The organism is Planococcus halocryophilus (assembly GCF_022489025.1).
Classification (GTDB): Bacteria; Bacillota; Bacilli; order Bacillales_A; family Planococcaceae; genus Planococcus; species Planococcus halocryophilus_A.
In genome coordinates this window covers 135,724-150,459 of the sequence record NZ_JAKVTG010000006.1, presented here as the reverse complement: position 1 = coordinate 150,459, position 14,736 = coordinate 135,724, and the positions used below count along the sequence as shown (strand labels likewise).

The window sequence follows — 14,736 nt, the reverse complement described above, 5'->3', positions numbered from 1 at the left end:
GTTTTTTAAGTTATTCTAATTCCATTTGTTTTGTTTCGGTTCCAAGAAAAGCGACAGCCATAGCTCCAATGAGGATAGCACCACAGAAAATCGCGAAAATCACATTAATACCGATTCCAGCTGTTAGTAGAAATCCAACTAGTAGTGGTCCGAAAATACCACCGACACGACCAAATGCTGCAGCCATTCCCGTTCCAGTCCCACGGATAACCGTTGGATACTGCTCCGGAGAATAAGCGTACAGCGCACCCCAAGCCCCTAAATTAAAGAAGGACAAGAAAGCACCTGACACAATCAATAAAGTAATTGTATCAGCATTACCGAAAGCTAAAGCACTGGCCGCTGTTCCGGTTAAATAAGTGACTAGCACAAATTTCCGCCCAATACGCTCGATCAACCAAGCTGCTGTGAAATACCCTGGTAACTGTGCAAGCGTCATGATCAATACATACTGAAAGCTTTTAATAAGCGTGAAGCCTTTCAATACCATTACACTCGGCAACCACAAGAACATTCCGTAGTATGAAAAGACAACTGTAAACCAAACGATCCACAACATTATAGTAGGTCGTCTGTATTTTTTTGACCACACCTCTTTAATATTCGTAGAAATCGAACGTAACACGTCTTTTTTCGCAGAAAACTGTGGTGAGTCCGGCAAATTGATGCGCAAATACAATGCATAAAATGCAGGTAAAGCGGTCAACAAAAGCGCTACGCGCCATCCAAAAGACGGAATGATAAAATACGAAATGATTGCAGCAACTAACCAGCCAGCCGCCCAGAAACTTTCCAGTAACACAATCACGCGACCACGTTCTCTCGCCGGCACACTTTCCGCTACCAATGTAGAAGCTACCGGAAGTTCACCACCCAATCCCATTCCTACGAAAAATCGCAAAATCATAAATGCCGCAAGCGTTGTAGTAAAAGCAGAAATACCGCTTGCAATTGAAAACAGCAAAAGTGTAATAATAAAGATTTTCTTTCGACCTACTCGGTCAGCATAAATTCCGAAAACAAATGCCCCAACAGCCATGCCGATCGAGTTCACACTCCCAATCCACCCCATTTGATTAGAAGTTAATCCCCAATCTGCATGAAGAGCCGCAATTACAAAAGCTAAGATGCCGACATCCATTGCGTCAAAGAGCCACCCTAGACCAGCAATGCCCAACAACTTATTTCGTGATATCGTACCTGGTTTTTTCTCAACTGAAATTGACATCATCATTCCCCTTGTCTTTACAGATGTATATAAGTGTCTTTACACAACTATACGCCGATGAAAGAATAGTGACAAGCTACGAAGTAAAATCTGTTTTTTCAAACAACTAAACTATGAACTTAACACACTTTAGGCACTTCTCATTAAGTAGATGAATTATTAGTTGTTGAGATGATTGCTGCATTAATACTGACCATCATTGCTGCTTGTTGAGCTTGCATTAACGCTTCCAATGATGTTGAAAAAGCCATATCGGCAATATCTTGAACTTCTATATTATCAGCCATCGTCTGTTGAACTGCCGTTGAAAATGCCATATCTTTATACCAACGAAAATTTTTGTTACTTTCGAGTTCACGAGTGTTTGACACAATTTCGTTTAGTGCATTGCCACCTACTCCTGTTACTGTCAAAAAACCGAGGGTAGGATATTGCGCATACTTAATTTTGATTTTTTCATCTTTGAAGAATTGCTGAATCGCTAATACTTTTCCAACCATTCCTGGACTGTAAACAGGGGATTCAAACGTCATAATTTGAGACAACCATTGAAGGTCATTGCCCATAGAAAATCCATGTTCACGCAAGTCTTTGTAATACATATTCATAGTCGCCGCTCGTTCTTCAAGCGCTCCTTCTCTGCCTCCCAATAAAGCTGCGTAAGGAATATCTTCATTCGATGTTAGAAATTTATGATGTTTCTTCATTTCTTCGTATAAAGCTCTTGCACGTTCTGCTTCCTCAGGATTTTTCATCAATAGCGCAGCTAAATACGTATAAGATGTTTTCCAAAATCCTGCATCGTTGAGTGCTTGTTGATTTTGATTAACCAATTTCAAGGAGCTTTCTACACTTTCTTCTTTTAACACCATAAAAGCAGCTGCAACATGGAGTAAATGGGATCGCAATGGAGATGTCCATCCTTCATTTTTTTTAATAACGTTGACGGCTTCCGTATGCAATCTTGCGTCAAATTTTTGTCCACGCCCTAAGTATATATTGGTGACAGCTAATGATATTCGCTTGTCCACTGCCCAGCCAGTAGTTTTTGACACTTCCGAGAAAGTTTGTTCAATGTGCTTACTATCCATCAAAAACGCCTCCCTTTCTCTTTATTACGAGCTAGGGAGGCGTTAGGTTTCACTATTAAACAATCAGCACTAAACTGACAGCCATAACAGCCATACCGGCTACTAGTCCATAAATAGATAGATGCGCTTCATCATAACGTTTTGCAGCAGGTAATAATTCATCAAGCGAGATAAAGACCATAATTCCTGCAACACCTGCAAAAATAACACCAAACAACGTGTCACTTAGGAACGGCATTAAGAATAACCATGCAGCAATTGCTCCAACCGGCTCTGAAATACCAGATAGAAAACTGTATTTTAAAGCTTTTAATCGACTTCCAGTTGCGTAGTAAATTGGTACCGAAACCGCAATCCCTTCAGGAATATTGTGTATTGCTACAGCGATTGCAATCGCAATACCAAGAGCCGGATCTTGTATAGCCGACATAAACGTAGCTATGCCTTCAGGGAAATTATGGATACCGATCGCCAACGCTGTAAAAATACCCATTTTTCGTAATCGGGCATATTCATCATTTGTTGGTCCTTCATCCATGTCCTCCACTTTTTTTACTTCATGCGGGTTTCCCAACTTTGGAAGGATTCGATCGACCATCGCCATGAAGACCATCCCTCCAAAAAAACCTGCAAGGGTTAACCAATACCCAACAACTTCACCTTGCGCATTCGTTAAGGCATCTTTTGCTTTGAAGAAAATTTCAATCATGGAAACATAAATCATAACTCCAGCTGAAAAGCCCAATGAAATCGACAAAAACTTCGTATTCGTACGAGACGCAAAAAATGCGATTAAACTGCCGATTCCTGTAGCGAGTCCAGCAAAAAGAGTCAAACCAAGTGCAAATAAAACAGAACTATCCATAAACGCGCCTCTTTTCTAACTCTAGTGAATACAAATAGTATACGTCAAAAAGATTTTCTTCAAAACTTTTTTAATGCCTAATTTTTATAATCATTCTACTTTCCCTAAAAGTTCTTTTAACCTGCGCCAATCTTCATCTTTCAATTTACGAACAGGTGGATTATAAAAAACGCTAGCTGGATGGAACGTAGGGAAAATATGATAAACCTCATCGGTTTCTTTAAAGCAATTGTTTATATCATCCCAGTATAGTATCGGTGTTTCGATCAACACCCCATGAAGTTCTGTAACTTTAGCCTTCGGTCCAATTAACCTTTGTAAACCAATATTTCCTAACGTCACAATCAACGGTGGATGAATGTCTCGAATTTCCGTATCCAGTATCGGCGCATGAGCAATAATTTCTTTTTTTGTTGGTGCACGGTTGTATTTCCGTTCGATTACTTCACCATTTCGTTTTTTCTTAGTTCCCCATTTATAAGGTCTGCTGCGGACCGCACTTGTAATATAAACATCTTCTCTTGCCAAGCCGACACTTTCCAAAGAAGCCATTAATTCTTTTCCTGCCCGCCCTGTAAAAGGGATCCCTGTTTCGATTTCATTTTCTCCTGGAGCCTCTCCTACTAGCATAATTGCCGGATTTTCCGGACCACTCCCCCACACAAAACCTTCAACCGGATATCCATCAATTCTTTCCTTGCCGAGGGCAGCTAATTCTTTTGAAATTTTATACACAAAATCACTCCCATTATTTAATAATGTTAGAAAACCTAACATTAAATTTTAAAAAACACTTGCTTTGTCAGAAAATATAAACTATTATGTTAACAAACCTAACATGAAGGAGAGAAAACCATGAAAAAGATTGAAACGATTATTCGCCCTTCCGTTTTTGGAGATGTACGCCAAGCTTTGGCACTTGAAGGAATAGACGGATTGAGTGTAACGGAAATTGCAGGAATCGGAAAGCAAGAAGGTCGGGTTGGCTTGTTCCGCGGTAATGCTTATACGATGGAATTTTCTCCGAAGCTTAAGTTAGAAATGGTAGTGGATGACAACAAAGTCGAAGACATCATCCAAGCTTTACTCGACTACGCATCAACTGGCCAAGTCGGGGATGGCAAAATTTTCATTTACCCGGTTGAAGAAGCAATCAGAATTAGAACAAAAGAACGCGGCACAGTCGCGATTGGATAAGGAGGAGATTGGATGGAAGCAGTTCAAAGTTCAGTAGATATGATATGGGTGATGCTCGGGGCTATGTTGGTATTTTTCATGCATGCAGGATTCGCTATGGTGGAGTCAGGATTTACACGTTCTAAAAACACGTTAAATATTTTAATGAAAAACATCATTACCGTTTCACTTGGTTCGATTCTTTATTTCATTGTTGGATATGCTCTTATGTTTGGTCCATCTTCTTTTGGACTAATCGGTACCCAAGGATTTGCATTATCCGGGGTTGAAGACATTGGTTTCTTTGTCTTCCAGGCAGTTTTTGCCGCTACTTGCGCAACTATCATTTCAGGGGCTGTGGCGGAACGGATGAACTTATCCGCATACATCCTGTTGACTATCGCCATGACCGCAATCATTTACCCGGTTGTCGGACATTGGGTGTGGGGTGGCGGCTGGTTGGCACAAATCGGCTTTATTGATTTTGCTGGATCAACGGTTGTCCATTTAACAGGGGGAGTAGCCGCATTTATTGCCGCTTGGAAAATCGGTCCTCGCCTTGGCAAATATAGCGGGAAATCCATCAACACAATTCCAGGTCATAGTTTACCTCTAGGCGCGTTAGGTGTTTTCATCCTTTGGCTAGGATGGTTTGGTTTTAACGGAGGCAGTACGCTTGCAGCTGACCCCACTTTAGTACCAATCGTCATTGCCAACACATTATTGGCAGCTTCTTCCGGTGTTATTGCTACTGCCGGATACACACGACTGCGTTATGGTCGTATTGATGCTTCTTTAACTATGAATGGTGCACTTGCTGGTCTCGTCGGTATTACCGCAGGCGCAGCGAATGTCTCTTTTATCGGAGCAATTGCTATCGGTTTACTGGCAGGCGTTATCATGACGGAAGCAATTCGTTTACTCGATTCAAAAATTCGCATTGATGATCCAGTCGGCGCTATTTCGGTTCACGGTATTGCCGGTATTTGGGGAACACTTGCCATCGGGTTATTTGATACGACTGGTGGATTACTTTACGGAGGCGGCGCTGAAGTTCTTGGCATTCAAGCTGTCGGGGTGTTCGCTGTTATTGCATGGGCTTCTATATCAACTGGATTGGTGCTATTGGCTATTGGCAGCGTCGTTCCTCTTCGAGTTACTGCGGAACATGAAGAAGCTGGATTGGACTTTTCAGAACACGGGTCACAAGCTTACTCAATGCAAGATGTTTTGCACGGTTCACCTGCTGGACATAGCAATTCATTTGCGCACCGATTGAATCAACTCGGCGAAGTACCTACTCCTTCTCCTAAAAAATCAATCTCTTAATACAGCAAAAAAAGAAGTTCCTGAACTAAATCAGGAACTTCTTTTTTGTGATTTTTATTCAAACGCAGATTGGACATCCGTTACCATTTGAGCGACAGACTGCAATCCGCCACCTGATAGGTACCAGTAATCTGGATCTAAGTAGATAATTTTATCGTTTTTATAAGCGTTTGTTTTTTGAACCAATTCATTTTCAAGCGATTCAGCTGCGTTTGTCCCATTGCCTACTACCGCATTGCGGTCAACCACAAACATCATGTCTGGATTCGTTTCCAAAATATATTCATATGAAATGCTTTGTCCGTGAGTAGAGGCTTCAATGCCTTCATCCGCTTGTTTTACACCAAATACATCATGGATCAAACCAAAACGCGAAGCTGCACCGTACGCACTTACTTTCCCTTCATTTGCAAGCGTAATTAATGCTTTTTCATCCGACTCGCTTACCATCGCTTTCAATCCTTCAATTTGTGCATCTATCGTTGCAAGTTCTTCACCCACTTGATCTTCTTCCCCAAAAACCTCACCAAGCGTTGTCATATTTTCTTCAAATGACTCCATGTAATTCTCTGTGTCTACAGCCATATAAATCGTAGGTGCAATTTCAGTAAACTCTTCGTACATATCTGCTTGACGTCCAGAAATAATAATCAAATCTGGGTCCATTGCATGGATTGCTTCAAAATCAGCTTCTTTTAATGTCCCAACATTCTCATATTTTTCCGCATCCTCGTATTTTTCTAAGTAAGCTGGTAAAGATTCTTGAGGCACTCCAGCAACCGCTTCAACGCCTAATTTATCTAGTGAATCAAGAACACCATAATCAAAAACCACTACTTTTTCTGGATTCTTGGTAAAAGTTGTTTCTCCTAGTTCGTGTGTTACTGTCATTTCTTCTCTGTCTGCATTTGCTGTATCGGATTCTTTGGTTTCTTCTGTTGACCCACAAGCAGCTAAAACCGCTATCATCATTAACGTAAATGCGATCAATAACCATTTTTTCATATTGTTTCGAGCTCCTCTTTTTTAAGAATTAAAATACACACAAATCCTACAATTATTCATTTGTTGAATTGGAATATCCATATCATAAATTTCTTTTAATGCAGCACTTTGAATAATCTCTTCGGTTGGTCCGTCTTTTACGACGCGACCATTTTTCAATGCCACGATGCGATCCGAATATACAGAAGCAAAGTTAATATCATGCAAAACAATGACTACTGTTTTGCCAAGGTCATCGACTAAGCGGCGCAAGATTTTCATAATTTGAACAGAATGTTTCATATCCAAATTATTTAACGGTTCATCTAACAAGATATAATCGGTGTCTTGTGCAATCACCATGGCGATAAATGCACGTTGGCGTTGCCCACCCGATAATTCATCAAGATAGGCGTTTTCCATTTCCTTTAAATCCATATAATCAATTGACTGATCGACCATTTTCTCGTCTTCGTCATTTAGGCGACCTTTCGAATAAGGAAAGCGACCAAACGAAACAAGCTCACGAATCGTCAAGCGGACGTTCATGTAGTTAGATTGCTTTAATATCGATACGCGTTTTGAGAACTCATTGGATTTCAACTTTTTGGTATTGGTTGAATCAATAAGCACTTCCCCGGTATCTGCATCTAACAAACGGCTGACCATCGACAGCAATGTAGACTTACCCGCACCGTTTGGTCCGATGAATGACGTAATTTGACCGCGTTGGATATCAACTGAGACATTTTCCACAACTTGTTTTTTTCCATATAGCTTTGTCAATTCACGAACTTGGATCATTTAGATCGACTCTCCTTTAATAGTAGATAGATAAAGTAAATTCCACCGATGAAATTGATGATGACACTCAATGTCGTATTGAAAGTGAAAATCCGCTCTACTACCCATTGGCCGCCAATTAGCGCAACGACACTGATCACAATAGAACCTGTCAGTAAAACCGAATGCTTATATGAACTAAAGAATTGATATGCTAAATTTGCAACGATTAATCCAAAAAAGGTAATGGGTCCAACAAGCGCAGTCGCAATCGCGATTAAAACGGCTGATAACACAAGCATTTGTTTAACTAATGCATCATAATTGACCCCTAGATTAATGGCTGTATCACGACCTAGCGTCAAAACATCTAAAGAGGCATTTTGCTTCCAAGCAAAAGCGATTAATAAGGTGATGATGACGAGCGACGTCCAAACCAAATCGGCGTTGACGTTGTTAAAGCTCGCAAACATTCGGTCTTGAATAATTGAAAATTCGTTCGGATCGATGAGCACTTGCAGGAAAGTCGTAATGCTTCCGAAGAAAGTTCCACAAATGATACCAACCAATAACAGAAAGTAAATCGGACGATCATTCTTTTTAAACAGCAAGCGATAAAATAACAACGCGAAAACAACCATGACGGTAATCGACAACATGAAGTTCACTTGCTTGTTCACAATCGTCACGTGACTTGATCCTAAGAAAAAGACCAACAAAGTTTGAAGCAACATATAAAGTGAATCCAAGCCCATAATACTCGGTGTTAATATCCGGTTATGGGTAATGGTTTGAAAAACCACTGTTGCATACGCAATGGCTACACCCGTTAACACCATCGCAAAAACTTTCACGCCGCGTCTCGGCAGGGCATAATCAAAACTCCCGTTTAAATCTTGAAACAAGTACACTCCACAAGCTGCTAAAGCCAAGCCAATTAGTATGAACATTTTATGTAAATCACGCATATACTTTCCTCCTAAACAACAAGAAGAGGAAAATAAAGCTTCCGATCACGCCCACCATCAAGCTAATGGAGATTTCGTACGGGTAAATTAGTACTCTTCCCAAAATATCGCACACTAATAAGAAAATAGCGCCAACCATTGCCGTATGGGGCAATGTTTTTTGAAGATGATCTCCTTTAAAGATCGAGACGATGTTCGGGATAATCAATCCAAGAAACGGGATAACCCCTACCGTCAAAACAACTGTCGCCGTAATCAAGGCTACGAGTGTCAATCCGATGTTTACAACACTGCGATATTTCATTCCCAAATTCTTTGAGAAATCTTCGCCCATTCCAGCTACCGTAAATCGGTTAGCATAAAGATAGGCGATTACAAATACCGGCACACTGATGTAGAGAAGTTCATAACTTCCTTTCATAACCATGGAAAAGTCACCTTGTAACCAAGCAGACATGTTTTGAATAACATCTGCTCGATAAGCGAAAAATGTTGTAATGGATGACAAGATGTTCCCAAACATCAACCCAACTAAAGGAATAAATATCGCATCTTTAAATTTGATGCGATTAAGAATTTGCATGAAAAGAAATGTTCCAGCAAGTGCAAAAGCAAAAGCTACTGTCATTTTTTCTAGCATCGACGCATTTGCGAACAAAAGCATGGATACGAGAATACCAAGCCGAGTAGCATCTAATGTACCTGCTGTTGTCGGAGACACGAATTTATTGCGACTTAACTGCTGCATAATGAGTCCTGCCATACTCATTCCTGCACCCGCCAGCAAAATCGCAACCAGCCTTGGCAGACGGCTGATTAGGAATATTTGCGTCTCTTCCGATTGGAAGTCAAATAAATCAACTATGCTGATACTGCTCACTCCGACAAACAAGGAAATGATCGACAGTATGATTAATATTGGTATTAAATAGCGTTTTTTCATAGCTGCCCCTCATCTGTCTCCAATAACGACTATTGATTAGTTGATAGTGATAATCATTATCACCGACTTACCTATTTCAGTATAGCATCCACTAAAAGTCCGTCAATCATTAAATGAGAATAATTTTCATTTAGATATAAATTCGTACTAATTCATCAAATTTATAACATTGTTATCACTAGAAAAAAGAGAGCCTACCAAATTGGTAGGCTCTCAAACTTTCTTCGTTCTGTTTTATTTTCAGGTCTACTTTTAAGCATCTAGTCATCTTCAACCATTCATTTCTAGTGCTTCTTCTAGTACTTCATCCGGGATGGTAATGGCATCAATTTCATTGTACTTGCTGTATTCAGCTTGCACATCTGATTTAATGTTCATGACGTCTCCTTCAATATTCATATCCATATCCATTGTCATATTCATTGTATTTGTTAAGAAGGTTTCTTTATCAATATGGATTGTGTAGTTTACCGAATGAATGGTCATATCTTCAAGCGTCATTTGAGCTTCGATTTCCATTTGACCTAAGGTTTTGTCTAGCTGCTGATCCATCAATTTTTGAAATTTCTCTCCAGAAGCATCAAGTGTCAAAATATACTCATCGGCAGTTTGCTCAAAAGTAAAATCATCTTGAAACTCACTTAATTCTTCTAATTGCTGCGCGGGGTCAGCAGTTTGCTGATTAGCCAGCTCTTTTAAACCTGTAATACTTTCATCCGGCATTTTCAACCACATTGCCATTGTGTTTTCATACATATACATGCCTTGATCCGTGAAGTACATTTCCATATTCATCGGGTTAGTGTTATCAATATCCTCTGAGACGATAGTTGCTTCTGCCGTTTGATGGAATGCTAGCGGGTCAGTTACCATATCCATCGCTGAATCCATTTTCATATTCATCACCATGCCATCTGGCTGCATCTCTATTACTTGATCGGTTAGTATATCAGCGTGCAAGCTCGTAATAGCTTCAGATGCTTTTACTGATTTTGTATACAGTTCTTGAACTGTCAAATCACTGTCTTCCCCTTTTTCCGACTCATCACCAGATGCCGGTTCCGCTGTTTCACCACAAGCTGAAAGTCCAATCGTTAAAGTGGCTGCACTCATAAACAGTAACCATTTCTTCATAATAATAATCCTCCTTTTACTCGTATTAAATTTCCTTTTTGAGTTGCTTCTCTATATATACGGACCGCACTAGAAATCGTTTCATATTCTTTGTTTACCCGATTCTAGTCGTTTATTTCAGTAACTTCGATTATACTTTTCATTGCGAGTATAAAACGAGGTGAAAGTTATGAGATTAAAACAGTTTTTCAACTATTATAAGCCGCATAAACGGCTATTTATCATCGACTTTTCCAGTGCTGTTTTTGTAGCTATTCTTGAATTAGCATTTCCAGTTGCTGTTCAATGGTTTATCGACGATTTATTGCCAAGCGGAAATTGGAATACCATTACTACCGTCAGTTTCTTACTGCTCATCATATTTCTTTTAAGTACATTTTTACAGTATATTGTCAGCTATCTTGGTCACAAGTTAGGGATTAATATTGAAACCGATATGAGGGAAGAATTATTTACTCATGTCCAGCGTCAATCTTTCCGCTTTTTTGACAATATCAAAACTGGCCATATTATGAGTCGCGTCACTAATGATTTATTTGATATTGGTGAACTTGCTCATCACGGACCAGAAGATTTCTTTATTGCCATCATGACGTTCTTCGGAGCTTTCGGCATTATGTTTTGGATCAACCCGAAATTAGCACTGGTCACATTAATTGTCATTCCGTTTCTTATTTGGTTGATTACATTTTGTAACATTAAGATGAACCAGGCTTGGAGCAATATGTACGGGAAAATTGCTGACGTTAACAGTCGTGTTGAGGACAGTGTATCCGGAGCACGAGTAGTGCAATCTTTTACAAATGAAGAATTTGAAATCGAACGCTTTAAAAAGGATAACGACCATTTCCGTCTTGCGAAGATGGTCGCCTATAAAGTGATGGCTGCGACACATTCTAGTATTTATATGATGACTCGTCTTTTGACTTTAGTCGTCTTAGTTTATGGCGCATGGCTCAACTTTCAAGGTCAATTATCTTACGGTGAACTTGTCAGTTTTGTTCTTTTTCTAAATGTCTTGATCAAACCAATTGATAAAATCAGTGCATTACTTGAACTTTATCCGAAAGGCATGGCTGGTTTCAGTCGTTTTCGTGATTTAATTGAACTAGCCCCTGATATCAATGATCAGAAAGACGCTGTAACCGTAGAGACATTAAACGGAGATATCAAATTTGATAATGTTTATTTTGGTTACGATGATAGTAAAACGGTGTTATCAGGAATTGATTTAGAATTACGTGCTGGCGAAACCGTCGCATTTGTTGGTCCTTCTGGCGCTGGGAAAACGACCATTTGTTCGTTGATTCCACGTTTCTACGATATCCAACAAGGTACCATCTCGATTGATGGCATGGATATTCGAAATATGACAAAGCATTCATTACGTTCACAAATTGGCATTGTTCAACAAGATGTCTTTTTGTTTACAGGAACTATACGCGAGAATATCGCTTACGGAAAAAGATATGCAAGCGACGAAGAAATTTTAGCAGCTGCGAAAAAGGCACATTTAGAAGATTTTGTTCAGAAACTGCCACAAGGGTACGATACACAAATTGGAGAACGCGGATTAAAACTATCTGGTGGTCAAAAACAACGTTTAGCAATTGCACGGATGTTCTTAAAAAATCCGCCTATTTTAATTTTAGATGAAGCGACATCTGCACTTGATACGCAAACCGAGCGTGTTATTCAAGAAGCTTTAGCGGAATTAGCGGAAAATCGCACAACACTTATTATCGCCCATCGTCTCGCCACTATACGGGATGCTGATCGTGTTGTCGTGGTTACTGAAGACGGCATTGCCGAACAAGGCGGATATGGTGAGTTACTCCAAACGGATGGTGTTTTTGCGAACCTCCACCGCATCCAGTTTGAACAATAGAAAAAAGGTGCATCTCATTTGATGAGATGCACCTTTTTTACATTTTAGCTCCCGACAACAAACTGCTCATAGCGGTCGTAATCTGCACGACTCAGTTCTACTTTAAGCAAAGTGCCGTTTTCTTCGTATTCGGTTTCATGAATGCTCGCATGTTCGTTAAGGTATGCAACAATGTCTCCACGACTAAATGGAACGATCATTCTACACGTCACGTAATCTGAGAAAATTTGCTTTTTGATGACTTCTAATAATTCATCAAGACCTGCACCTTCTTTTGCCGCAATCCATATACCATCACCATTCATCGCTGGATAGCGTACTCCTGCTAAGTCCGATTTATTAAAAACATACAAAGTTGGAACATTTTCTACCCCAACCGCATGCAAGGTAAGATTCGTCACATCCATCATATAACGATGTTCCTCGTTGGAAACGTCAACGACATGAAGGAGTAAATCTGCATTTCGTGCTTCTTCTAAAGTAGAACGGAACGCTTTTACAAGGTGGTGAGGCAATTTACTGACAAAACCTACTGTATCTGTCAGCAAAAAGCTTTTATTGTCTTCTAATCGAATTTGGCGGACAGATGTTTCCAACGTAGCGAACAACATATCTTTTTCAAATACTTGTTTTTCCTCATTTTGCCCTGTCTTAGTTAATAAGCCATTCATCACCGTCGATTTCCCTGCATTCGTATAACCAACTAATGATACGACCGGCATTCCTTTTTTAGTACGTTGTTTGCGCTGTGTGATGCGCTGATCTTTAATGTGTTCTAGTTCTTTATGAAGCTTTGAGATCTGTTCTTCAATTTTACGACGATCTAGCTCCAGCTTCGTCTCACCGGCTCCACGGTTAGCAACACCACCGCTACTACTACCTCCTTGACGTCCAAGCGAAGCTCTTAGTCCGATTAAACGTGGCAACATATATTGAAGCTGCGCCAACTCTACTTGCACTTGTGCTTCACGTGTTTTTGCACGCCGCGAAAAAATATCTAAAATTAGCATGGTGCGGTCTATAACTTTACATTCTAAATCTTCTTCCAAATTCCGAATTTGCGAAGGAGACAACTCATCATTGAAAATCACTAGATTGGCATCGGCTTCTTCATAGAAAGCTTTTATCTCTTCTACTTTCCCGCTCCCGACATAATGCGAAGGGTTAATCCGTTCCAAGTTTTGTGTAACTTCTCCGGCAACCTCCACATTGCATGCCTCTGCTAAATTACGCAATTCTTCCATTCCATAGGAAAAATGAAGATCTTTTTGAAGTTGGACACCCACTATGACTGCTTTTTCTTGTAATTCATCCATTTATCTTGTCCTCCTATTTCAGGAAAAGAAAATTCCCATTCAATCTATCCATTTTAACATAGTTTATCTTCCACCTAATGATAGAGGGGGCAACCAATAAAGACCTTGTTCAAATTCGAGCTTGTTTGTACCATTTGTAAAGTAGACTTCTTCTAGACGTTCTTGTGTCTCAGTTGTTTTTCTGAATTCAATGCGACAATTAGTTAGCTTCAGACTGCCACCTAAAATTTTGCGCCATGTATGTTCAACTTCCTTTGGATTCCAAACACCAAAAACGCAGCGATCGATTGTTAGAGCTTCATTAGTCGCTTGAACAACCCCTTTATCTCTCAGCTTTTTGTAGCGTTGTTCATCCGTTTCCTGCCATTCGATAAAAAATGGTGTCGGCAATTTCATAGATACAGATTCGTTAACAAATAGCATCTTCCACTTGATTAACTCCCCATCTTCTGTGCGACGTTCAGCGTCTAAAACGCCAGTAGTTTCAATCCCACGTTCTTGCAAGTCTCGGTTTAACTCCATGATATTTTGAGTTCTCACACAAATTGTTCCAAATCCTATTTGGTCGTGCAGTAACAAGCGTGTTAACGGATGTTCGGCTTCTGTTGCAATTTCTTGTTTTTCTACCGACAACCACTCGATATAACAATCTTTTAAATACAACAATACATTTTGTGTTCCCCAATTGATATGTTGACCTCCTAGAGACGCAGGTAAACCCTGCGCTTGCCAATCGGTTACAGTTTCCTTTGGATTTTTCTGTACAAAATGAACAATGTGATCTAATTCCATATAGCACCTCACTCGATTTTCGTCTTAAGTTATATCGTTCGCCATCCTGTCCCCAGTCTCCTTTAAGCGTTTAAAAGAAGCTTCTGAGGGAATGGTTATATAACTTATACTACTTGCACTACTATCCCCGAAAACACATTAGTTACACCTTGGCAAAACACCTTTTTTCAGAAAACCACTGATTAAAAATTATCAACTCAGTTCAGTAAGTTTTTTAGTATTCCTTATGTTTTTACACT

Annotated in this window: 14 protein-coding genes; 3 read left to right on the top strand and 11 right to left on the bottom strand. The window is 39.9% G+C overall.

All coding sequences use genetic code 11. The features are described 5' to 3' along the window. Positions 1 to 10: 10 nt before the first annotated feature. The 4 genes from MLE13_RS09370 to MLE13_RS09355 all read right to left on the bottom strand — a co-directional run bounded on the left by MLE13_RS09370 (position 11) and on the right by MLE13_RS09355 (position 3,919). Positions 11 to 1,228, bottom strand: a complete 1,218-nt coding sequence (locus MLE13_RS09370; protein WP_240749458.1) for an MFS transporter — start codon at positions 1,226 to 1,228, stop codon at positions 11 to 13. A 143-nt stretch (positions 1,229 to 1,371) separates the two neighbouring features. Continuing rightward, positions 1,372 to 2,319, bottom strand: a complete 948-nt coding sequence (locus tag MLE13_RS09365) for a DUF4003 family protein (RefSeq protein WP_240749457.1) — start codon at positions 2,317 to 2,319, stop codon at positions 1,372 to 1,374. Between the two features lie 55 nt (positions 2,320 to 2,374). Beyond that, on the bottom strand, positions 2,375 to 3,184 hold the full coding sequence (zupT, locus tag MLE13_RS09360; RefSeq protein ID WP_240749456.1) for a zinc transporter ZupT: 810 nt from the start codon (positions 3,182 to 3,184) through the stop codon (positions 2,375 to 2,377). 90 nt (positions 3,185 to 3,274) lie between these two features. Further along, a complete protein-coding gene (locus MLE13_RS09355) occupies positions 3,275 to 3,919 on the bottom strand; it encodes a uracil-DNA glycosylase (RefSeq protein WP_240749455.1) in 645 nt (214 codons plus the stop codon). A 120-nt stretch (positions 3,920 to 4,039) separates the two neighbouring features. On the opposite strand from MLE13_RS09355, the gene MLE13_RS09350 reads away from it, so the two are divergent. Both MLE13_RS09350 and MLE13_RS09345 read left to right on the top strand, forming a co-directional pair. After that, positions 4,040 to 4,381 carry a P-II family nitrogen regulator gene (locus tag MLE13_RS09350; RefSeq protein WP_008432301.1) on the top strand — a complete coding sequence of 114 codons (342 nt, stop codon included), beginning with the start codon at positions 4,040 to 4,042 and terminating at the stop codon, positions 4,379 to 4,381. Between the two features lie 12 nt (positions 4,382 to 4,393). Further along, positions 4,394 to 5,689: an ammonium transporter gene (locus MLE13_RS09345; protein WP_240749454.1), complete on the top strand. Its 1,296-nt coding sequence runs from the start codon at positions 4,394 to 4,396 to the stop codon at positions 5,687 to 5,689. Between the two features lie 54 nt (positions 5,690 to 5,743). Here the strand turns inward: MLE13_RS09345 and MLE13_RS09340 are convergent, their stop codons facing one another. From MLE13_RS09340 to MLE13_RS09320, 5 genes are all read right to left on the bottom strand, one after another. Continuing rightward, on the bottom strand, positions 5,744 to 6,694 hold the full coding sequence (locus tag MLE13_RS09340; protein WP_240749453.1) for a siderophore ABC transporter substrate-binding protein: 951 nt from the start codon (positions 6,692 to 6,694) through the stop codon (positions 5,744 to 5,746). A gap of 21 nt (positions 6,695 to 6,715) precedes the next feature. Further along, the gene (locus MLE13_RS09335; protein WP_008498749.1) at positions 6,716 to 7,477 is read right to left on the bottom strand and encodes an iron ABC transporter ATP-binding protein; all 762 of its coding nucleotides are present in this window, start codon (positions 7,475 to 7,477) and stop codon (positions 6,716 to 6,718) included. Further along, positions 7,474 to 8,424 (bottom strand): iron chelate uptake ABC transporter family permease subunit, encoded by a 951-nt coding sequence (locus MLE13_RS09330; protein WP_240749452.1) that lies wholly within the window; start codon positions 8,422 to 8,424, stop codon positions 7,474 to 7,476. Before MLE13_RS09330 ends, MLE13_RS09335 begins: the two co-directional genes overlap by 4 nt. Beyond that, a complete protein-coding gene (locus tag MLE13_RS09325; protein ID WP_240749451.1) occupies positions 8,417 to 9,367 on the bottom strand; it encodes an ABC transporter permease in 951 nt (316 codons plus the stop codon). The genes MLE13_RS09330 and MLE13_RS09325 overlap by 8 nt, the downstream gene beginning before the upstream one ends. Positions 9,368 to 9,637: 270 nt before the next feature. Further along, positions 9,638 to 10,501 carry a DUF6612 family protein gene (locus MLE13_RS09320; RefSeq protein ID WP_240749450.1) on the bottom strand — a complete coding sequence of 288 codons (864 nt, stop codon included), beginning with the start codon at positions 10,499 to 10,501 and terminating at the stop codon, positions 9,638 to 9,640. A gap of 169 nt (positions 10,502 to 10,670) precedes the next feature. Between MLE13_RS09320 and MLE13_RS09315 the strand changes: the two genes are divergently transcribed. Next, positions 10,671 to 12,389: an ABC transporter ATP-binding protein gene (locus MLE13_RS09315; RefSeq protein ID WP_240749449.1), complete on the top strand. Its 1,719-nt coding sequence runs from the start codon at positions 10,671 to 10,673 to the stop codon at positions 12,387 to 12,389. A gap of 44 nt (positions 12,390 to 12,433) precedes the next feature. Here MLE13_RS09315 and hflX read toward each other — a convergent pair whose 3' ends face one another. Together hflX and MLE13_RS09305 are read right to left on the bottom strand one after the other, a co-directional pair. Beyond that, positions 12,434 to 13,705, bottom strand: a complete 1,272-nt coding sequence (gene hflX, locus MLE13_RS09310; RefSeq protein WP_240749448.1) for a GTPase HflX — start codon at positions 13,703 to 13,705, stop codon at positions 12,434 to 12,436. Positions 13,706 to 13,768: 63 nt separating this feature from the next. Further along, positions 13,769 to 14,497 carry a VOC family protein gene (locus MLE13_RS09305; protein WP_240749447.1) on the bottom strand — a complete coding sequence of 243 codons (729 nt, stop codon included), beginning with the start codon at positions 14,495 to 14,497 and terminating at the stop codon, positions 13,769 to 13,771. Positions 14,498 to 14,736 lie beyond the last annotated feature (239 nt).

Bases quoted from the DNA above. Each gene is read 5' to 3' on its own strand.
- MLE13_RS09335 (WP_008498749.1), bottom strand. From the start codon at position 7,477: ATGATCCAAGTTCGTGAATTGACAAAGCTATATGGAAAAAAACAAGTT.
- MLE13_RS09370 (WP_240749458.1), bottom strand. From the start codon at position 1,228: ATGTCAATTTCAGTTGAGAAAAAACCAGGTACGATATCACGAAATAAG.
- MLE13_RS09340 (WP_240749453.1), bottom strand. From the start codon at position 6,694: ATGAAAAAATGGTTATTGATCGCATTTACGTTAATGATGATAGCGGTT.
- zupT (WP_240749456.1), bottom strand. From the start codon at position 3,184: ATGGATAGTTCTGTTTTATTTGCACTTGGTTTGACTCTTTTTGCTGGA.
- MLE13_RS09330 (WP_240749452.1), bottom strand. From the start codon at position 8,424: ATGCGTGATTTACATAAAATGTTCATACTAATTGGCTTGGCTTTAGCA.
- MLE13_RS09345 (WP_240749454.1), top strand. From the start codon at position 4,394: ATGGAAGCAGTTCAAAGTTCAGTAGATATGATATGGGTGATGCTCGGG.
- MLE13_RS09365 (WP_240749457.1), bottom strand. From the start codon at position 2,319: ATGGATAGTAAGCACATTGAACAAACTTTCTCGGAAGTGTCAAAAACT.
- MLE13_RS09315 (WP_240749449.1), top strand. From the start codon at position 10,671: ATGAGATTAAAACAGTTTTTCAACTATTATAAGCCGCATAAACGGCTA.
- MLE13_RS09350 (WP_008432301.1), top strand. From the start codon at position 4,040: ATGAAAAAGATTGAAACGATTATTCGCCCTTCCGTTTTTGGAGATGTA.
- MLE13_RS09305 (WP_240749447.1), bottom strand. From the start codon at position 14,497: ATGGAATTAGATCACATTGTTCATTTTGTACAGAAAAATCCAAAGGAA.
- MLE13_RS09320 (WP_240749450.1), bottom strand. From the start codon at position 10,501: ATGAAGAAATGGTTACTGTTTATGAGTGCAGCCACTTTAACGATTGGA.
- hflX (WP_240749448.1), bottom strand. From the start codon at position 13,705: ATGGATGAATTACAAGAAAAAGCAGTCATAGTGGGTGTCCAACTTCAA.
- MLE13_RS09325 (WP_240749451.1), bottom strand. From the start codon at position 9,367: ATGAAAAAACGCTATTTAATACCAATATTAATCATACTGTCGATCATT.